This is a genomic window from Lapillicoccus sp. (assembly GCF_039935575.1).
Taxonomy (GTDB): domain Bacteria; phylum Actinomycetota; class Actinomycetes; order Actinomycetales; family Dermatophilaceae; genus Lapillicoccus.
Genome location: NZ_JBDTKA010000125.1, coordinates 1 through 19,708 on the forward strand (window position 1 = coordinate 1; position 19,708 = coordinate 19,708).

Below are 19,708 nucleotides of genomic sequence, written 5' to 3' on the forward strand. Positions count from 1 at the left end.
ACTGGGGGTCAAGGGGTCGCAGGTTCAAATCCTGTCAGCCCGACCAAAAACGGCTCGACCGAATCACGGCAGGTCAACGCCCCATCCACGAAGGCTCATCTCACCAGGGCGCTTGTCCGGTGCCCACCAGGTCAGTGATGGCAAGCCGGATGAGGGGACCTTCAGCACTGTGCAGACCTCCTGTCGGGGCGGATCGTCGATGCAATGACCACGACTCCGACACCCCTTCCCGCCCTCGACCGGTTCTTCAACTCTCTGCGCCGCAGCCCGGTGACCCGGTCACCGCAGCGCGCCATCGCCGGCGTCTGCTCGGGCGTCGCCGAGCGCCTCGGCCTGTCCACCGCGGTCGTCCGCGTCGCGACCGTCGTGCTCGCGATCCTCGGCCCCGCGGTGGCGATCTACTTCCTTGCCTGGCTCCTGCTCCCCGACAGTCAGGGCCGTATCCGCCTCGAGCGGGCCTTGCGCGGCGGCGACACCTCGTCAATCGTTCTGCTTGTGGCAACCATCGTCGTCATCCTGCCGGACGCAGGCGTTCACGCCCGGATCGGCTGGCTCTCCCTCGTCCTCGTCGCCGCCGTGGCGTGGGTGTTCTACCAGGGAGGGTTGCGCAGCCCGCGTCACGGGACGACATCAACCGAAAGCACTCCGCCGCCAGCGCGTCCGAACAGCGACCCGAAGGATGCTCCCCGGCTGTGATGTCCGGGTCGTCGTCAGAATTGCCCTCGCAGCACGCCAGTCACGCCGGGGCTCGTGGCGCCGGCCACGGCCTTGCCGAATGAGTGCCTCGGACTTCTTCGGAGCGGGAGTTACGCGGTCCACCTTGGGTGGCCCGCGGACGAGGTTCGGGCCTGCTCCTCGCGTGCGTGGCGGGCGTCGGGATGCTCATCTGGATCTTCACCGAGCTGGCGATGACCGGCTACTCGATCTTGGAGACGGCCTACCTCACTCCGATGCAGGTCGAGACGGCCCGTTGCCCAGAACCGGTAGGTGACGGGGGGCTTCTCACCCCTCGCCCGCGCTGATGCGTCGTCCCCTCCCTCATGGGCGACCTCTGTGAACGGCGGCCGTCGTCACTGATGTCGAGGTCGACCGGGCAGCCGTGGTCCTCGTCCTTCACCACATGCTGGCGGACGGAGTTGGCGGATTGGCCATCCTGCCGGCATTGACCGACCCAGGCTGGCCCGATCAAATCGAGATTCTGACCCGGCAGCGGCCGCGTGCGGTCGCGTCAGGGGGCAGCTCGCCGCGGATGCGCTGCGGGATCGCCTTGCTGGTCTACGGAGGCTGCCTGCTTCGGTGTGTCGTCTGCTCGACGCCGTCCGCAGCATCCGGCCACTGTGGCCCCTCGCCCACGCCGCCCACGCGCACGCCGCGATGATCAACGACGTCCTCCTCCTGGCCATGGCCACCGCCCTTCACGACCTGTTGTCGGCGAGGGGAGCGGTGATGGACGAGATCGTCCTGGCCATGCTCGTGTCCGAGCGGCGTCAGACCGTCTCGACACCTTTGGGTAACCACAGTGGAGTGGTCGCGATCACCGTCTCGACTGTCGGAGAGCCTCGACGTCGGCTCGGGACGGGTCGGCTGCCGACGGGATACCCATCTAGCCATGACACCACGTTGGACACCGAGCGAACCCGGCTCGTGGTCAACCGCAGGTGTCATAGTGGGCCTCATGGTTGAGGCCAAGGACCACGAGGCTGACGGCGCCGACCAGCGCGACACGAGTCTGGCGAAACGCGAAGCTGGTCTCGCAGCGCGCCTCGAGACTGTGGAGAGGATCCTCGACGCCGCCAAGGAGCGGGACATCGAGGCCGACGCTCGTGACCAGGTCTCCGTGGAGCGCGACCACGCCGCGGACCTGAAAGCGTTTACCTCCCCGGACGGCAGCCACGCCTACGGCGTGGATCTGCCGGCCCGACGCCACGCAGCGATGGATCGCCGCGATGCGAAGGGTGACCGTACCTCGGCGGCGGACGACCGGGCCGCGCTCGCCGAGGGTCCTGATGACCTGGAGGAGCCAGAGAAGGACGGAGGAGACAAGAAGAGAGCCCAGGAGCACTCGCCCTGAGTAGGCCGGGAGTAGTGCCTCGAGGCGATCCCGCAGAACCACCCGTACTTGACCCCGACCTCCGGATCGTGGCTCAACCTCGTCTAGTTCGGGATCGTCGAAGGACAAAGCCACCCGCCGCGGCTCCGTCGTCGTCAACGCCGCCCTCCGGGCTGCAGTAGCGGCTGTCAGCACCATCGGGCCCTAACGCCTGACCGTTGCGCCCAGGACGACCGACCCCAGCCCGGCACCGACCGCCCTCTGGTCTGGGCAGCTCGTCTTGGGCGCGCTGCAGCCAGCATCCCGCCCAGCGGCCCCAGTGGAGTCGCGGATCTCGCGTAGCGAGCCCCCGCCTACGTGGGCCCTGTCGAGTCGGCGGTGCCCGGTGGGGTTTGGGTCTCTCGCGATGGGTCACAGAACGTTTCCGGTGGCTACGATGCCGTTCGAGCCGACATGAGGAGTGGGCATGGACGACCATGTAGACGACCGCAACACCGGGGCGACCCAGGCATCACCTACTACGACACATCCCGTGACGCAGGGGTCGCCTTCCGGCTCGGAACCCGTGCCGCACGCTATCGAGCCTGACGGATCCGGGACTTTATCGGCGGCGGCCCCGGACCTCGCGGCTGACGTCGAACATGACGACCCGGAAAGCAACGACACTGATGGCCGCCAGCTGCCCGACGCGTCGAACGAGACCCACCAGGTCGCCCACGCGGACAAGGGCGACGCGGAGGAGGCCAGTGCGGAGGAGGACGCCGACGGTCGTCAGTCCGCGGACGAGTTCGCTCGAGAGCACGACCCGGCGAACCACGACATTGCTGCCGGCGAACAGGCTCGGCAGCCAGGTGACTGGACGGCCGACGATGCGGACAGCTCGAGAGTCTGGGACGCCGCCGGCAATCCCCTGCCGGAGGGCAAGGCGGCGGCGGATCAGAATGGTGTCGACCAGTCCGGCGACGATCCGACCGTCACAGGTGGTGGCCGGCGGACCTCTTCACTCGATGAGATCCGCGACGGAGGCTACGGCGTCGGCTCCGCGGCACCGATCGCGGACGGGGCGGTCCCGCTCGGGCATCCAGTCAAGGCGTGGGAGGACACCAAGACCTTCGTGGAGCCACGCCACCCCAGCTACGGGCAGGCCGATCCTCACGTGTGGTTCACCGATGCCGGCGCAGCCCAGCGGGCGGGTTTCGAGCACATCGGCTAGTCCGCAGACCGAGCATTCGGGGACCCGCGAGACAGGCCGCCCTTTCGCGGCGAAAAGACGCAGCCGGATCGGATCGAGGCGCAAGGTGTGCTAGGCGGGACGTTCGGCACTACTGGCCCGTCCGCAGCTGGCCCATCGTGAGAAGTATGAGAAGGCAACCCCACCCTGACGGATCGCTGTTGAGGACCGACGCCGCCCTCGACCTTCGCCGCATCCTTTTCTACGCGGGGGGGCTCGTTGCCATCTACATGCTGGGAGTCGGGGTGATCATCGCGACCCACACCCAGAACCATCCGCAAGTCGGAGTCCTGGTCATCATGTTCGCGCCGATGGCCGGCGCGCTTCTTGCCCGCTTCGCCGGGCCAGGAGTCATCCGGTGGGGACGGTTCTCGTGGTGGATGATCGCGGGGCTGATTCCCGTCGTGACCGTGTTCGTGGCTTATGCGATCGGCTCACGAATTGGCGTTGGTGTCGCGAACTACGGTGTGCTTGGTCGGGCCTTGATTCTCTCCCCGATTGTCATCTTCATCTCGTCGCTCGCGGCGGTGGGTGAGGAGAGCGGCTGGCGCGGGTTCCTTTGGCCGCTGATGCGCCAACGCTGGTCGTTCCTCGTCTCCGCGCTCGTAATCGGGGCCGTGTGGTGGACATACCACGCTCCACTGATCATCCTCGGCTGGTACGGCTCGTTGGCGGGACTGCCCGCATTCACAGTGGCCATCGCCGGGGTCACCCTCTTCACAGGCGTCCTCGCGGACCGCTCACGGGCGGTCTGGCCGAGCGTAATCGCTCACGGCGCCTGGAACGCTCTCGTGGCGACGGGGTTCGCGGTGGCTGGGAACGCAAGCCTCGTGGCCTTTACGGGAAGCACCTTCTGGATCGGCGAGTTCGGGTGGCTGGCTGCCATCGCCTCGCTGGCGACCGGCGCCCTCGCGACCTGGTGGCACTTAAGCCGCCCGATGCCTGAACTTGCCACCGCCCGGACCCCGAACCGTGCCGAGCGGACACCGATAGGGTCACATTCACCGACCGCTCCCACGATTGCGTTGAAGCCATAAGAGAGTTGAAGCCATAAGAGACAAGCGGGCGTGAGCCGAGCGTTCGCTGCCCTTCCTGCGGGCCTCTAGGCAACCTCGACCGGATGTCACAACCAGGTCCCTGAGGCGCCTCGGCCAGGATGCTCGTCAGGTTGTGCTCCTTGCTGCCACCCACCAGTCCGTGTCGTCGACACATCCTCGTGCGATCCCCGAGGCCCGGTTGTAGGAACTCATCGAAGTCGTCATCGCGGCGGTGCGGTGACCTGCTGGTTCTCACCGAGGTGTCACAGCTCGCGTCTCACCAACTTGTCGAAATCCTCAGCCCGCGACGTCCTGACATGTCGCTGAGCGGACCTGTGTCAAGAAGCCGAGACGACGCCGGCTGCGGCTGAGCCGCACGAGGCGGCCGAGGCAATCGGCTGAAATGCTGGTTCGGTCGCGGAACACCTACTCGTGCCGCACGACGTCGACCGAGATCTCCACCGCCGAAACTGTCCCCCTGTTCTCGAGCCAGTGGAGGGTGTTCCGGTCCTCGGGCCAGCCCACACCCGGGCCGTAGTCCGTGGAGAGCCCACCTCGATGGTCGGTGATAGTTCCTTGCAGCACGTAGACGACCCCCGGTCTGCCCTTATGGTCGTGAACCGGACCGAAGACGCCACCAGGCTCGATCGTAACCATTCGCATCCGAAGCCGATGTCCTTCCATGCCCTTGATCTCGGAACCGAGATCAACCGTGGCAAGTAGCTCAACCGCGACACCTCTCGTTTCGGGTGTCACCTGCTCATCGCTCATCGCATTGTCCTCTCCGTGAGACGTGGTCCGCCGCCGCTCGCCGGGTCTCCCAAGGTTTGGCCCTCGAGGTCCCCAAGCCTGGCGGGCGTGGTTGGATTATTCACCCAGGTGGAAGCCCTCATCCGGTCCGAGGGCCGGTCGGGGCGTTCGGACCGCCGCTCCAACATTGGACGGCAGCGAAGCGGCGCCACGCCCAGGGGCCGAACCGGACATTTCCATGATTGACAAGGCATCGCGTCCGGAGGCCCGAACGTTCGGACATGCCGTGTTGAGGACGGTGACGCTCGTCCGGTGTTGCCGCTCTCCGCAGTCCAGTCGGAGTCTGCGACGGCACGCAGGGAGCGCCTCGCGCACCATCCAGATCGCTGACCTAGTCCACCCTCGACAGCGTCCAGGTGATACGAAAATGCAGCTGTGCCACGCGGACGACACGAATTGGGAACCGGGACACGATCTGGATCCCTGCAAGCGGCCGCGGTCTTCCTTGTTGAACGAGGGCCCGTCGACCCGACTGAGCGTCCCGTTCGCGGGCTACCGACCGCTGTCAGCGGGAGATCCGGCCGCTCCGGGGCTTGCCCAACGCGTTGTGACACTTGGCCCTGCTGGGCTGGCGGTTTTGGCGCTGGTCACCCGGCGATCGCCTCCAGTATTTTGAGGTGGACGGCCCGGATCGAGGGCAGGACGGCCGCGATGATTCCGACGAGCGCGGAGGCGATGAGCATGGTCACGATCAGGCCCCAGGGGACGGCGAGTACGGCCAGGCCTTGGGTGCGCAGCCCGTGTTGGAGCGCGATGCCTAGACCGAGACCGAGGACGGTGCCCAGCACCGCACCGAAGACGGCCGTCGCGACGGCCTCGATGGTGATCATGGCGGCGAGCTGGCGACGCCCCAGGCCGATGGCCCGAAGCAGCCCGATCTCCCGGGTTCGTTCGAAGACCGACAGGGCCAGGGTGTTGACGATGCCGAGGACGGCGACGACGACGCTGAAGAGCAGCAGCACGTAAAGCAGGTTGATCAGGACGTCGATGGAGGCACCCTGGGCGTCGGCATACTCCTGCCCGTCTTGGACGGAGACGACGAGGTAGGGCTTCACGAGGCCGACGAGGCCGGCCCGCAGGGCCGCGAGGTCAGCACCGGGTTCGGCGCGGACGTAGACCCCGACGTCGCGCCGGCTGCTGGCGGGGACGGTGGCTAGGTAGAGCGACCGGTCGACGATGAGGTGGGAGCCGAAGCTGGCGCTGTCCTGGAAGATCCCACCGACCGTCAGCCGCTGGTGGGTCGCCGGACCCACCGTCGCGTCGAGGGTGTCTCCCACCCGCCAGGAGCGCGCGGCGGCGGTGCTCGCGTCGATGAGGACGGTGTGCTCGGAGAGCGACCCGAGGCTTCCGTCGACGGCGGACATGACGAAGTTGTCGGCGAGACCAGCGGCGGTGGTCGCCGTCGCGATGCTGGCGAAGGTGCCGATCCGTACGTCGACGCCGCTGAGGGCGCTGGCCGAGCGCACGTGCGGCAGCGCGGCGGCGTCGGTGGCGACCGTGGCGGGAATCGGGCTCCCGCCCCCGGAGAGGACGAAGTCGGAGGCCAGCTCGGCGGTGACGTCCCGGGTGGTGCTGGCCTTGGCGCTCGAGGCGAGCACCGAGATACCGGCGATGAGAGCGAGCCCGATCATCAGGGCACTGGCCGTTGTCGCGGTGCGCCGTGGGACCCGTAGCGCGTTCTCGCGGGCGAGCCGGCCCACCACGCCGGCGAGCATGACGCCGGGCCAGGCGAGGACCCGCACCACGGGCCGGGTCGCCACGGGCGCGGCGACGAGCGTTCCCAGCACGACCAGCCCGGCCCCCAGGCCGGCGAGGGTCCACGGGACCTCGGTGCGCACGACGGCGAGCACGAGGAGGACGGCCCCGACGGCGAGGAGGGCTCCCCCCGTGACACCCCGGCGCCGTAGACCTGAGGGTGCCATACCCGCGTCCAGAGACATCGCCGCCACCGGTGGGGTCCGCGCGGCGCGCAACGCCGGCAGGACGGCGGCGGCCACGGTCACCAGGGTGCCGACGGCGACGCTGTAGAGGACCGTCGTGGCGGTCAGCGGTAGGCCCGCCCCGAGGTCTGCTCCAAGGAGGTTGCGGATGAGGGATTCGGCCCCCGCGGCGATGAGGAGGCCGAGTCCCACTCCGAGCAGGGAGCCGACGGCTCCCACGACCGCTGCCTCGGCCAGCACCACCCGCAGCACCTGGGCGCGAGAGGCGCCGATGGCGCGCAACAGGGCTAGCTCACGGGTGCGCTGGGCTACGACCATGGTGAAGGTGTTGACGATGATGAACGAGCCGACGAAGAGGGCGACACCGGCGAAGGCCAGCATGAAGACCGCGAAGAAGCCGAGCCCGGTCTGCAGGGAGGCTTGACCCTCCTGCGCCAGGGTGTCACCGGTGACGGCCTCGGCGGTGGCCGGCAGCACCTGCGCGACCGCTGCCCGCAACGTCTCCTGACTCACGCCGGGGGCGGCGGTCAGCGAGATCGACGACACGGTGCCGTCCCGCGCGAAGGTGCGTCGGGCGGTGGCTTCGTCGACGAGGATGGCGGTGGCTCCGAAGAGCGAGCCGAACTGGACCTCGCCGCTGATCGTGACCGGCCGGGTCTCGTCACCGATGACGGCGAGGGTCCGGTCGCCGACATGGAGCTGCGCCTTGGCCAGCGTGGAGCTCTCGACGATGACCTCGTCCGGGCCGGTCGGGGCGCTGCCTTTGATGAGGGTGAAGGCGGGGTCGGCGGGGTCGTACGCGAAGCAGAGTCCCGGTGCGCCGCCGGTGCGGACGGCGACTCCGTCTTTGCCGGCGATGATTGCTGTGCCCTGGATGTTCGGGTTGACTCGGGCGACGCCGGGGATGGCGGCCAGGGTCCGCTCGAGGCTGAGTGGGACGCTCGGGCGGGTGGTGCTGCTGGCCCCGGTGGGGTCTATCACGATTCCCTCGGTGAGGGTGCCGCCTACTGCTGCTCCGCGCACGGACACGTCGGTGCCTTTGAACGCCTGGGAGAACAGGCTGCTCAGGCTGCCATCGATGCTGTCGCGTAGCACGAACGTGCCGGTGACGAAGGAGACGCCGAGCATGACGGCCGAGGCGGTGAGCAGGAAGCGCAGGATGTGGCCCTGGAGCCCGCGCACGGTGACCCGCCACATCAGGTGCGCCGGGCGAGCTCGAAGGTGCTCATCCGACTCAGCACTTCCCCAGCGCTGGGGTGGAGTAGCTCGTCGACCAGGCGACCGTCGTCGAGGAAGAGGACGCGGTCGGCGTACGACGCGGCGGCGGGGTCGTGGGTGACCATGACGATGCTCTGCCCGAAGTCGTTGACGCTCTTGCGGAGGAAGGCGAGGATGTCGGCGCTGGCCTTGGAGTCGAGGTTCCCGGTGGGCTCGTCGGCGAAGACGAGGGATGGCCGGCCCACCAGGGCGCGGGCGCAGGCGACGCGCTGCTGCTGTCCGCCGGACAGCTCGTGGGGACGGTGCGACAGCCGGTCCCGCATGTGGAGCGTGTCGATGACGGTGTCGAACCAGGCTTGGTCGACGGCGCGGCCGCCGATGTCGAGCGGGAGGGTGATGTTCTCGCTGGCGGTGAGCGTCGGGATGAGGTTGTAGGCCTGAAAGATGAAGCCGAGGTGGTCCCGTCGCAGCGTGGTCAGATGGCGGTCGTTGAGGCGGCTCAGGTCGGTGCCGTCGATGATGATCTGGCCCGACGTGGGCAGGTCGAGCCCGGCCATGCAGTGCATCAGCGTGGACTTCCCGGACCCGGACGGGCCCATGATGGCCGTCAGCCGACCTCGGTGGAAGGCGACGGTGACGTTGTCGAGCGCCCGGACGGCGGCCGCGCCGGTACCGAAGACGCGCGAGACGCCGATCGCCTCGGCGACGGTCGCGGCGGTCGTCGCAGCGGGCGTCGTGGTGTCGGGGAGTGTGGTGTGGGTCGAGCTGGAGGTGGTCGGCAGGCTCATGGGTGGTTCTCCGGGATCGGTCGAAGGGACAGCAGGAGTCGGGCGAGGACGAGCAGGGTGGCCACCGCGACGACGCCGATGGGACCGACGACTGACCAGGTGGTCTCATGCCCCCGGGCCTGGGTCACCGCCGGGGTGAGCAGGATGGGTCCGCAGGTGAGCGCCAGGAAGACGAGCAACCCGACGGCGCTCACGCTGCCGAGCCGGTGGCGGCGCAGCAGCAGCACGCCGGTGGCCGCCACGGCCGGCAGGCAGATGCCGAGGTCGAGGACGTGGACCGGGTTGGTAGGCAGCTGCAACGCGGCCGCGCTCGTCGACGGGCGTCCGGCCAGCAGGTCGGGCACGATCTCGCTGAGCCACAAGAGGGTGAAGAGCGTCGCCGCGGCGATGAGGAACCACCCCGGCGCCCGGACGCCGGCGCGGGTGAACCGGTCGGCCACGGCGGACACCGGTACGGATGCCGCGGCCCCGAGAAGGGCGAACACCGACAGCCCCCAGACCACGACCCAGAGTAGGAAGAGGGGGCCGAACGAGAGGGAGAAGGCGTAGATCGCGTAGTTGTAGGCGGTGAAGAACAGCACCCCGAGCAGGACCAGCCAGGCGCGCAGGTGACCGCGGTGGGCGGCGTACGCCAGGAGTAGGAGGCCCGGCGCGACGACGAGACCCGCGAGGTCCTGCGCCGTGGCGGTGTCGGCGAGTGCCATGGTGTTGCCGGCGTAGACACGGCCTGGGGCCAGGAGCCCGGCGACGGCGCCGACGAAGGAGAGCAGCGCCGAGGCGCCCGCCAGACCGGCCCACAACGGGGGTAGGCGCGCCGCCACCCGCTCCGGCGGCCCACTCGGACCGGGAGTGTGACCCACGACGTTGAGGGACACCTCAGGACCCCGTCTGGGTCTGGGCGAGCACGGTCTGGGTCATGAAGGTGTGGAACTGCACCGGCTGCTCCCACAGGGCGCGGTGGCCTGAGGTGGCGGCGGTGGCGCGTTCCTTGTGCGGGGCCACGAGCATGGAGAACCACTGGTCGGCGAGGAGGCTGCGGCTGGAGGTCTCGTGAGCCCCCTGGAAGAGGTAGACCGGCACCTGGAGACGGGTGGCGGAGGCGCGCAGGTCGAGCTGCTGCAGCTGGGGGTAGAGGACGGGAAAGGTGTCGAGGAAGCCGGCGAAGTTGTGGACCTTGTCCAGCAGCCCGTACTCGTCGACGAAGATCCCCTCGCCCCACTGACCCCGGCCTTCCGCATTGGGCGTGTGGTCGTAGGGATAGACCTGGCTCTCGTGTGACAGCACCGTCTCGTATTCGAGAGCGTCGGCGTAGGGCGGCTCCCCGTTTGCGGTGAGGTTAGCGACCAGGGAGTCGTCGTGTCGGTTCCGCGCCCAGGCCACGGTGTCGCGGTAGGTGAGCTGGTCGGTCTGGCGCGGGTCGACCATCTGTCCCGAGCCGATGAACGCGGCGTAGAGCTCTGGCTCCCGCTGGGCCGCGAGCACGCCGAGCAGGGTCCCCCAGGACTGTCCGAGCAGGTAGATCCGGTCCTGCCCGAAGCGGGTGCGCAGGTAGCGGGTGACCTCCAGGGTGTCGGAGACGGCGCCGGCCACGGTGAGGGTCGAGGTCGGGTCGAGCTGGTCGTAGGACTTCCCGGTGCCCCGCTGGTCCCACGTGACGACGACAAAGTCGTGTTCGAGGAGCTGGCCGTGGTGGCGCATCGCTCCGAGCTCGGTCCCTCCCGGTCCACCGGCAAGCATGAGCAGGACGGGCAGGGTGGTGCTGTCACCACGGATCATCATCGACAGGTCGTGGCCGCCGATGCGGACCCGGGTCAGCTCGGCGATGCTCCCCGCGACTGGACGCCCGGCAGCGTCGGTGATGGGGGCGGTGGTCCCGGGGGAAGCGACGCCATAAGCGAGGGCGGCCAGGGCTACCGCGGTGGTGGCGGCGACCCCGCGCCGCACCCACAAGCCAACCCGGCCGCGGAGTCGGCGAGGACCGGCTGTGTGGGTATGTCGGCGGGCCAGGGCCGCCCCCACGGCCACGCCCAGGACCATCGGCAGGAGAGCCACGACGGCGTGGAAGCCGCGCCCGGTGACGAAGGCGAGGGCGCCGTACTCGCTGAGGTGTAGACCGTCGACCATGGGGCCGTCGGTGCCTCTCCTGACGACCTCGAAGGTCACGGCAAAGAGGGCGGGGACGGCGAGCATGGCCCACCGGGACCGGGTCAGCAGCCCGGCGAACACACCGAGCAGGAGGCTGGTCGCCATTGCCCACAGCGTCTGGGCGGGGGTCACCGGACCGCGAGGGGTCCACCACCCGGTCAGCACGGCGAGCGCCACGGTGGCGGTGGTCGTGGCGGCGAGGGCCACGATTCGGTGCTCCCACCATCGAGGAGGCGCCGTGACCAGGGGGGTCGGCGCGGATGGGGCCTGAGCCCGGGTGGGGGTTTCGGAGGTCATCGGGAGGTCATCGGGTGAGTACGGGTGTCGCGGGCGGGCCGGTCCCGGAGCCGGTCGGCGTCGACAGCGTCTGCGGGCGTCGGAAGGCGAGGACGAGGGCCAGGACGGCGAGAAGGGTGAGGACCAACCCCGTGGCCAGGAGGGTGAGCGCGAGCGGGCCGAGGGCGTCGCTGCGCACACTGGGGGTCACGACTGCGGCGACACCGGGGCTGCCGTCGGCGTTCATGACGACGACGGTCCAGCTCCCGCTGGCGACCTTCCAGTCGAGGGGCACGGTTCCCGCCCCGACCGCCTGTGCGGCCCAGAACGTCTGGTCGGCCGGGGCTGAGGGGGCCGGTGTCGTCGAGCTGGTCCCCGGGACGCGGTGATAGGTCGCCTCACCGCTGCGGGTGGTGATCTCGTCGTGGGCGACGCCGGCCAGGTAGGCATCGACCTCGTTGGTGCGGGCGACACCGACGAAGACCGCGGTGCCTGGTTGACCCGACACCGTGAGGCGCACGTCCGTCGCGAGGCGGTCGAGCACCCACTGTGGAGTGTTGGCGTCCACGATGACCGCCAGTGCGGGTGTGACCAGCGCGGGGGTGGAGGTCTGCAGGTCGCTGGGCGTCGTGGCGACGTAGCCTCCCGTATCCCTGGCGCGCAGGTCGGCGACGCCGAGCGCGGCGCCGCCCGCCAGCAGGGTGATTCCGGGGACGACGAGCATGGCGGCGATGACCAGCGCGATGACGCGGCGAGTACGCATGAGTTCCTCATTCGGTGGTTGTCTGCTGCTGAGTGGTCTCACTGGTGTTGCTTCGTCCGGGGTGAGGGCGGGTGCGCGACGTCGTACTGGATGTCGTCGACGGTGAGCTCGAGGTAGGTGAACGACTCCTGCGGGTCGGGGCCGCCCCAGCGCGCGTCCCCGTGGGTGGCCAGCCGTCGCCCGCCCGCGGCGCGGTAGTCGGTCAGCGGGGTCGACCAACGCCGCGGGGTGAAGGTCCGGCCGTTGCTCGAGCCAGCCAGCCGGTCGTCGGAGACGAAGTCGACCAGCTCGTCGTGCTCGTCGAAGACGAGGTCGGCACCGATGGTCTGCGGCCCGCGGGTGAAGCTGGCGTGGACCCGGTCGGGCCCGAGCACCGTCCAGGTGACGTCGGCGTCGACGAGGGCAGCAGGGGCAAGGACGCACAGGTCGTTGAACAGGGTGACGGTCTCGGCGCGGTCCATCTCTGGTCCGGCCGCGTCGACCATCGGGACCAGAGAGGCCGCGCGCACCCTCATGGTCGCGGTGTCGCCGACGAAGACGTGCAGGACGTCGACCGGCAACCCGTGCAGACTGGCGTCCATCGAGAACAGTCGGCAGGAGTCCGGGCCGTAGGTGTTGACCTGCTCACCGGTGAAGGGCATCCAGGTCGAGGTCGCGTTGGCGCGGATGCGTCCGTGGAGGTGGGCCTGGACGCTGGTGACCCGGGGCCGCCCGACCGCGCCGGTGCGTCGCACGTACGCGGCCACCGACGTCGGAAGGGGGGCGAGATCACGTTCGGTGACGACCGGTCCCGAGTTCACCGGTGGAGTGGGAGGCGGGGCGGAGAGGGCGGCTGACACCCGTCGGCGGTACTCGGTGCCGAGGCTGCGGGGGCCTTGCGACGCCCAGCCGTAGACCGCGGCCGCCAGCAGGACGACGTTGACCACGGTACCGGCCCAGGCGTCCGCCCACGACGTGACGATGAGCGCTTGCGAGGCTACCGCCGCCACGCCGCAGACGACCCACCACCATGGTGCCTTGAGGGCGAGGAGGAGTCCGGACAGGACGACCAGGAGTGCTACGACCAGCCAGATCCCACCGGTCACCCTGCCGATCGGCTGCGACAGAGCGCTGACGGTGGACCAGCCGAGCCCCTTCGCCCCCCCGAGGAGGTGCAGTAGGCCGTGCAGGACGACGACCGCGCCCACGACCCGTCGTACGGCGCCCCGGCCGTGCGACACGGCGCTCACGGTCCGGTCCCTGTTGGGACGCTCGCCGAGAACCGTCGGCTCTGGAGGATCGCAGCGACCGAGAGCACGACGGCGTAGCCGACGATCCCGACGTCGCGGACACTCATGTCACCCATGACGGCGCTGCGATCCCCACGACGCAGAGGACAACGCACGGCCCTGAGCCGAGACGGCCACCCGAGCAGGACCGGGGGGCCAGCAGGAGCGCCACGCCGAGGAACAGCTCCCAAGCCACGATGTGCAGGGCAAAGCCCAGCGGGCGCGACCAGGACGAGGGCGCAGGTGGTGGGGAGTCGACGTTGCGGCGTCGTCCGCCGGGTCACCACCTTGCGTGAGGTGGAGGAGTGGTGGTCGTGCCTCGGGGGGGCGAGGCGCTGCATACGAGATGGTGAGCGGTGGTGCGCCGTCAGTCCGGTCGCAGCCCGTCTCCCCGGATCCAAGCCTCGTAGCTGAGCGATTCCGAGGCTGAGGTCCCCGGGTCGGCCCGGGGGCCGGAGGTGAGCGCTGCCGGCTCCGCGAGCCGGGCGGCATCGTGGCGCCGACTCACGAGGGCCGGCCTCTCTCGGTTGGGTGGTCGGCGGGCGGCTGCAGTGGGGTACATGGTGATCCTGACGGACGGTGATCACCGAGTCGTCCGGGCCGGAGCGACTGCTCCTGGGACCGGCAGCGGACGGCCGGCCCGTTTCGGACCTGCTGGATCTCCAGCACCTCCACCATAGCGCCCTTCCCGTTCCGCTGGTGGGGTGTAGGTCACGGCGGATAGCGGTAGTCGGTGCTCGGGAGACGGGGAGCAGCCGAAGTGCCGGTAGATGCTCTGGTGATGAACACTGTCGGCGAGGAGGCCCCGGTGGTCGACGGCGCCGCAGCGACGCGCGCACCGCGATCTGTGGCGTACCGGCGCTTTTGTCATCCACGGCTGTGGGCCCGGTGGTTGCCGCGCTGTCCGAGCCGGCTCTGCAGCACCCGCTCCAGCTTGTGGGCCGCGCCACTAACGGCGTCGTCGAGTGAGCCGGCATCGTGGGAGGCGATGGCTGGTTCCTGGCCCGACAGCACCGCCTCGATGAGGCAGCGCTGGTCGCTCCCGGAATGCTGTCCCGAGCTCTCGTCCGAGAGGTGAACCTCGACTACCGTCAGGCGCCGCTCGTGAGGTGCGAGGACCGACTCCACTTCCGAGGCCACCCTCGCCGTCATCGCGTCGTGACCCTCGATGGTGTGGTCGGTGTGGACGCGGACGTTCATTGGTGCTCCTTCGTGGGCGGGTGCGACGGACGCGGGGCTGGCACGGGCGAGGTGCCCGGTCGGTGTCCGTCCCCTGACCATGACCCGGCACCGGGCCTCGCGTCAGGGGCGAAGGTCCCGCGCCCTCGAGCGCGTCGAGCAGACCGGGCACTACGCCCTCGCCGTCAATATGGCGGCGGTCTGCAAGCGTTGTCGCAGGTCGGCGCCGAACCGTGCGGCGGGCGCGCCGTCGACGACGTTGTGGTCGATGCTGACGGTCAGGTCGAGGATGTCCCGCACCTCGATGCGGTCGTCGATGACCCATGGACGTCTGCTCAGTCCTCCGACGACGACCACCAGGGAGGCGAGGGTCGATGGGGCGATCGCGAAGCCGTTGCCGTCGGCGAACATACCGACTGCCGTCACCTGGACGGTGCCGATGGACAGACGAACGCGTCGGGATCGCCGCATCGCCGCATACATCCCCCGATAGACGCCCGGGATCCTTCCGGCAGTGGGAGCCACCGCGTTCAGCAGCCAGCCGGAGCGTGTGGCGTCCGGGTCCGTCTTGACCGCGCGTAGCTCCGCGCTGATCTCGGTGACGCCGCGCACGTCAGCGTCGCGCACCACATGCACCAGCCCGAACGGCCCCTGCTGGGTGGGTACCTCGATCAGGGTCTGCACGTCGACGTGTGAATGTTCGACCAGTCGGCCGCGCCAGTCTCGGTATGCGTGCACCTGGGGGTGGGCGGCCGCCGCTCGACCCAGGGAGGCAACGACGAACGCGGTCAGCGACCCCGGCGGAGTTTGCTCACTCAATAGTGCCCTCGCGGTAGTCACGTCGACCTCGATCAGTCCCTGCATCGGCGCCATGCTCCGTCCCGAGCGGACCGCCGCCGTCACCAACCGACGGCTGGACGGAAACGGGTGGACCGTGACGCCTCGCTCGCGCGTGACCGGTGTCGCTGCGCTGGGCGAAGGGCTCGGGGTCGACGCTTCTCGGTGCACGTCGTGAGGCGGATTCATGGCCCTTGCCCGTGCGGGTGAGCTACAAGAGTTGCCTCGCGCGGCCGGCCGCCAACAGGCAGCACGCCCAGGAGAACCATCACCAGGATCAGCTCACCGGCACCAAGAGCGAAGTACACCGGCTGGAGGACCGAGTAGCCGATCAGGGCGAGTTCGGCATATATCCAGATCACCATGCCGAAGCCGGCGATGGCTGCAGACAGTAGCCGTGCCGGGCTGGCGCGGAACATGGCGATCGCCGCGCTCAGCTGAGTGCCGCCGACAACAACCCCGAGGATAAGCCCGGGAATGACGAAGGAGGTGAATGGAGTGCCCTCGAGCTGCTCGACCGGGAAGCCGCCGCCCCCGCCTGGAATGGCGATGAGTAGGCCGGCAACCGCCGATACGGCGCCGAAGCACAACGCCGCCGTCAGCACCCGCCCGATCAAGGCGTTCACAGTAGAGGTGATGGTGGCTGCTCCCATGGGGATGGAGGCCACCGGCGGCTGTTCCACCGGCTCGGACGATGTGGGACGTTCAGACACCATGAGAGCTCTCTCCAGTCTGCGTCGATCGTGGGCGCCCGCCCGGTCGGTCAGCTATCGCGTAGCCGGTCACGGGTCTGGAGGTACTGATCTTCGTCGACCTCTCCGCGGGCATACCGCTCGTCGAGGAGCCGCTCCGCCTTGCCGGGGTGGTGGGCGTTGCCGGAGTTTGTCGGCGGCGCTGCGATCGGTGTTGGCCGGGACCGGAGAAGGCGCGCCGCGGCGAGGCCCACTGCCCCGATGACGAATACGGCTGGGATCCACCACAGCCACATCCACGTCATGCCACCGTTCATCACTGCGGCACCCCGTTCGTGGTCGCCACGGGAATGATGGTGGCTTTCGGCGGCTGCGCCGGCGTGATGTCCGCGTTCGGGGGTGGCGGTGCCGGCTGTTGCGCCGCGGCGGCGGTCTCGCGGGTGAGGAACGCGCTGAGCTCGCCGATGGTGCTCATCAGGGGGGCGGGGAAGACGACGGTGGTGTTCTTGTCGACGCCGATCTCGACCAGGGACTGCAGGTTGCGCAGCTGCAGGGCCAGCGGGTGGGCCATCATCACGTCGGAGGCTTCGCCGAGTGCGGCCGCGGCCATCGACTCGCCCTGCGCGTTGATGATCTTGGCGCGCTTCTCCCGTTCGGCCTCGGCCTGGCGGGCCATCGCGCGTTTCATGCTGTCGGGTAGCTGGATGTCCTTCAGCTCGACGAGGGTGACCTCGACGCCCCAGTCCACGGTGCTGACGTCGAGGATCTCGCGGATGTCCAGGTTGATCCGGTCGGTCTCCGAGAGCGTCTCGTCCAGGGTGTGCTGGCCGACAACTTTGCGCAGCGTGGTCTGGGCGATCTGGTCGATGGCGGCGTAGACGTTCTCGATCGCGACCACCGACTTCACTGCGTTGACGACCTTGAAGTAGGCCACCGCCGAGACGTCGACGCTGACGTTGTCGCGGGTGATGATGCCTTGGGACTGGATCGGCATCGTCACGATCCGCAGCGACACCCGATGCATGACGTCGACGAACGGGATGATGACGCGCAGTCCGGGCTTGCGTTCGCCGACGACGCGGCCGAACCGGAACAGGACCCCGTCCTCATACTGCTTGACGACCTTCAGGGCGGCGGAGGCCACCAGGAGGACGAACGCGAGGATGACGACGATGACGATGGTGAGGGTTCCCATGGTGAATCTCCAGATGTGTGCCCCCGAAAGGGGCGTATCGGCAAAGTAGCTTGATGGCTGACTGGCAGCGGCAATGGAAGCGGGAGCCCCTTGGAGGGGGTTGCGTTTGCCGATCTGCGGGCACCGGGGCGACTGCCCCTGGGGTGCGGCGGCGGACGGCCGGACCCTTCCCGCACTGGCTGATCTTCTCAGTACCCCGACGCTACACCCGCCGACGCCACCACCATCTGTGCCGTTGCTGTGCATTGGGTGAGTTGATGGGACAACGTTGTGGTGGAGAGCCGGTTGTCCAGTCACGAGCGCTAAACTGAGAGGGCTGCCTGCTGTGGTGAGGTCTGCAGTGGTGAGGTCGGCATGAGCGCAGGGAGCGGGATGACGAACGAGTTGCACGACGTGCAGGCTGACGCGGACGACCTGCGGTCCAGCCTGGTCGACCTAGCCGCGCTGGTTACCGGCGCCCGGGGGTTGCCCGAGCTGCTTCAGCTGGTGGCGGTGTACGCCGCCAAGGCGATCCCCGGCGCGGACGGTGCGGGGGTGACCCTGCTGCGTATCGAGCGCCCGGACAACCGGGTGGAGGCGTTGGCGGCGAGTGACCCGTTCGTCGCCGAGATCGACGAGATCCAGTATGTGACGGTGAACGAGGGTCCGTGTATCACCGCCGCGCTGGAGCGACGCACGGTGCGTTCGGGGTCACTGGGTGGGGAGAAGATGTGGCCACGGTTCGGTCCGCGGGTAGGACGACTCGGCATCCACAGTGCGCTGTCGCTGCCGCTGTTGCTGCCCGGTCAGGTCGTGGGTGCGATCAACGTCTATGCCCGCGGTAAGGACGTCTTCGACGACCACGCGCAAGAGCTCGGCGAGCTGTTCGCCGCTCCGGCAGCGGTCGCGGTGCACAACGCGCACACGTTGTCCCAGGCGATCGCGCTCACCAGCCAGCTACAGACGGCGCTGGCGACCAGGCCGGTCATCGACGAGGCTGTCGGTCTGCTCCGCAGCCGCACCGGCGTCACCTCCCAGGAGGCGCGTGAGCGGTTGCGGGAGATGAGCCAGCGCGAGCATGTGAAGATGATCGACATCGCGCAGCATCTGGTCGACGAGGCGGTGCGACGCGCCCGCGCCCGCCACACCGACGGCTGACCCTGTCGTCGGTTGCCGGCGCCGGTTACCTGCGCCACCGATGGGTCTGACCCGACGGCGGCAGTTGCCGTAAGGTGACAGCCGGGATGTGTATCCAAGGCGAGTCCTGACTCCTGCCAGGTACATACCACCGCGTTGCGACGCCACGTCGTGACCGGCGCCAGGCTGGTTTACCCCCGCGCTCGGGAGCGCGCATCGGAAGCGGATGCCGCATGGAGGTTGCCGCCACGCTGGCTGCTGATCTTGCGCTGCTCAGCGCCGCCCTGTATGACCCCGACGCGGATCCGATGACCGATGTCGCGGGCACCGTCCTCGGGCTAGCGACCAACGCGCGGCAGGCGGTGGGTTCCTTCATCGGGCTGACCGTCACCGTCACCGAACCCGCGGACCGGGCGCCCGACCAGGTAGCGCTGCGCTTCACACTGCTCGACACACACGCCGAACCGGGCGATATCGCGACCACACTCCGGCTGCCCGGACTGAGCGACGATGCGCGACCCGACCTGCCCCACATTGCGGTGGTCCTCTACGCCACCACACCGGGCGCCTTCGTGGACATGGCGGCCGACCTGTGCTTCCTGACCGGCAACAACCTCGACGCCGCAGACCTCGACCAGCATCATCACCTCGCGCGAGAACCCGACACCACCGCACCGTTGCAGGCCCGGACGGTGACCAGTGAAGCGGTCGGTGTGCTCATCGCCGGCGGCCGCACCCGTGAACAGGCCTACGCCGAACTCGACACCCTCGCCGACGCAGCTCACACCCACCGGGCCGTCGAAGCGTCCCGAATCCTGAACACCCTCACCCGACGCCAGCCCCCACCGACCGAACCACGAAACGCCAGCCGCCGACCTCGCACCAGAACCCGCAGGAGACCCAAGGGCATGGCGGGCTAGCCCGCGACGCGCGTATGCTCATCAGCGGCTGCCCTGCAGCCAGCCTGGACCTCGCGGCCTGCCCCACGGCCGTCGCGACGAGCATCCGCCCACAGCCAGGCACAGCCGGCGGTAAGCCCTGCGGACGTCCTCACCGCACTGCGGTGGCGATTCTTGAAACTCGCGTCCGGATCGATCTGCGCGGTCCGAAGAAGAGCTCCGCAGTACTGCTCGAGGAGACGAATTTCGATGACAAGCAACAAA

General features: G+C 69.1%; 20 protein-coding genes. 8 read left to right on the top strand and 12 right to left on the bottom strand.

The annotated features are described in order from the left end of the window. The first annotated feature begins 204 nt into the window (after nt 1-204). The 6 genes from ABI385_RS15030 (at nt 205) to ABI385_RS15055 (ending at nt 4,318) form a co-directional block, all read left to right on the top strand. On the top strand, nt 205-696 hold the full coding sequence (locus ABI385_RS15030; protein WP_348104570.1) for a PspC domain-containing protein: 492 nt from the start codon (nt 205-207) through the stop codon (nt 694-696). A 128-nt stretch (nt 697-824) separates the two neighbouring features. After that, the gene (locus tag ABI385_RS15035) at nt 825-1,022 is read left to right on the top strand and encodes a hypothetical protein (RefSeq protein ID WP_348104571.1); all 198 of its coding nucleotides are present in this window, start codon (nt 825-827) and stop codon (nt 1,020-1,022) included. Between the two features lie 274 nt (nt 1,023-1,296). Beyond that, nucleotides 1,297-1,683, top strand: a complete 387-nt coding sequence (locus tag ABI385_RS15040) for a hypothetical protein (RefSeq protein WP_348104572.1) — start codon at nt 1,297-1,299, stop codon at nt 1,681-1,683. Next, entirely contained in the window at nt 1,676-2,071 is a 396-nt protein-coding gene (locus ABI385_RS15045) for a hypothetical protein (protein WP_348104573.1), read from the top strand. The genes ABI385_RS15040 and ABI385_RS15045 overlap by 8 nt, the downstream gene beginning before the upstream one ends. 445 nt (nt 2,072-2,516) lie before the next feature. Beyond that, nucleotides 2,517-3,263, top strand: a complete 747-nt coding sequence (locus ABI385_RS15050; protein WP_348104574.1) for a hypothetical protein — start codon at nt 2,517-2,519, stop codon at nt 3,261-3,263. Between the two features lie 179 nt (nt 3,264-3,442). Next, on the top strand, nt 3,443-4,318 hold the full coding sequence (locus tag ABI385_RS15055; protein WP_348104575.1) for a type II CAAX endopeptidase family protein: 876 nt from the start codon (nt 3,443-3,445) through the stop codon (nt 4,316-4,318). A 426-nt stretch (nt 4,319-4,744) separates the two neighbouring features. Here the strand turns inward: ABI385_RS15055 and ABI385_RS15060 are convergent, their stop codons facing one another. The 12 genes from ABI385_RS15060 to ABI385_RS15115 form a co-directional block, all read right to left on the bottom strand. After that, nucleotides 4,745-5,089, bottom strand: a complete 345-nt coding sequence (locus ABI385_RS15060) for a cupin domain-containing protein (protein WP_348104576.1) — start codon at nt 5,087-5,089, stop codon at nt 4,745-4,747. Nucleotides 5,090-5,715: 626 nt separating this feature from the next. After that, the gene (locus ABI385_RS15065; RefSeq protein ID WP_348104577.1) at nt 5,716-8,250 is read right to left on the bottom strand and encodes an FtsX-like permease family protein; all 2,535 of its coding nucleotides are present in this window, start codon (nt 8,248-8,250) and stop codon (nt 5,716-5,718) included. Nucleotides 8,251-8,264: 14 nt separating this feature from the next. Then, nucleotides 8,265-9,074, bottom strand: a complete 810-nt coding sequence (locus ABI385_RS15070) for an ABC transporter ATP-binding protein (protein ID WP_348104578.1) — start codon at nt 9,072-9,074, stop codon at nt 8,265-8,267. After that, nucleotides 9,071-9,949 carry a hypothetical protein gene (locus ABI385_RS15075; protein ID WP_348104579.1) on the bottom strand — a complete coding sequence of 293 codons (879 nt, stop codon included), beginning with the start codon at nt 9,947-9,949 and terminating at the stop codon, nt 9,071-9,073. The genes ABI385_RS15070 and ABI385_RS15075 overlap by 4 nt, the downstream gene beginning before the upstream one ends. A 1-nt stretch (nt 9,950) precedes the next feature. Next, nucleotides 9,951-11,516 carry an alpha/beta fold hydrolase gene (locus ABI385_RS15080; protein ID WP_348104580.1) on the bottom strand — a complete coding sequence of 522 codons (1,566 nt, stop codon included), beginning with the start codon at nt 11,514-11,516 and terminating at the stop codon, nt 9,951-9,953. 7 nt (nt 11,517-11,523) lie between these two features. Further along, complete coding sequence (locus ABI385_RS15085) at nt 11,524-12,258, bottom strand: hypothetical protein (RefSeq protein WP_348104581.1); 735 nt, start codon at nt 12,256-12,258, stop codon at nt 11,524-11,526. Between the two features lie 38 nt (nt 12,259-12,296). After that, on the bottom strand, nt 12,297-13,487 hold the full coding sequence (locus tag ABI385_RS15090) for a DUF6544 family protein (protein WP_348104582.1): 1,191 nt from the start codon (nt 13,485-13,487) through the stop codon (nt 12,297-12,299). A 906-nt stretch (nt 13,488-14,393) separates the two neighbouring features. Next, nucleotides 14,394-14,726, bottom strand: a complete 333-nt coding sequence (locus ABI385_RS15095) for an HPF/RaiA family ribosome-associated protein (RefSeq protein ID WP_348104583.1) — start codon at nt 14,724-14,726, stop codon at nt 14,394-14,396. Nucleotides 14,727-14,876: 150 nt separating this feature from the next. Then, nucleotides 14,877-15,578 (bottom strand): 2-oxo acid dehydrogenase subunit E2, encoded by a 702-nt coding sequence (locus tag ABI385_RS15100; RefSeq protein WP_348104584.1) that lies wholly within the window; start codon nt 15,576-15,578, stop codon nt 14,877-14,879. Nucleotides 15,579-15,727: 149 nt separating this feature from the next. Beyond that, on the bottom strand, nt 15,728-16,225 hold the full coding sequence (locus tag ABI385_RS15105; RefSeq protein ID WP_348104585.1) for a hypothetical protein: 498 nt from the start codon (nt 16,223-16,225) through the stop codon (nt 15,728-15,730). Between the two features lie 80 nt (nt 16,226-16,305). Then, nucleotides 16,306-16,539 (bottom strand): hypothetical protein, encoded by a 234-nt coding sequence (locus tag ABI385_RS15110; protein WP_348104586.1) that lies wholly within the window; start codon nt 16,537-16,539, stop codon nt 16,306-16,308. 11 nt (nt 16,540-16,550) lie between these two features. Further along, complete coding sequence (locus ABI385_RS15115; protein ID WP_348104587.1) at nt 16,551-17,429, bottom strand: SPFH domain-containing protein; 879 nt, start codon at nt 17,427-17,429, stop codon at nt 16,551-16,553. 372 nt (nt 17,430-17,801) lie between these two features. On the opposite strand from ABI385_RS15115, the gene ABI385_RS15120 reads away from it, so the two are divergent. Together ABI385_RS15120 and ABI385_RS15125 are read left to right on the top strand one after the other, a co-directional pair. Next, complete coding sequence (locus ABI385_RS15120; RefSeq protein WP_348104588.1) at nt 17,802-18,566, top strand: GAF and ANTAR domain-containing protein; 765 nt, start codon at nt 17,802-17,804, stop codon at nt 18,564-18,566. A gap of 212 nt (nt 18,567-18,778) precedes the next feature. Next, nucleotides 18,779-19,465: a hypothetical protein gene (locus ABI385_RS15125; protein WP_348104589.1), complete on the top strand. Its 687-nt coding sequence runs from the start codon at nt 18,779-18,781 to the stop codon at nt 19,463-19,465. The last annotated feature ends 243 nt before the right edge of the window (nt 19,466-19,708 follow it).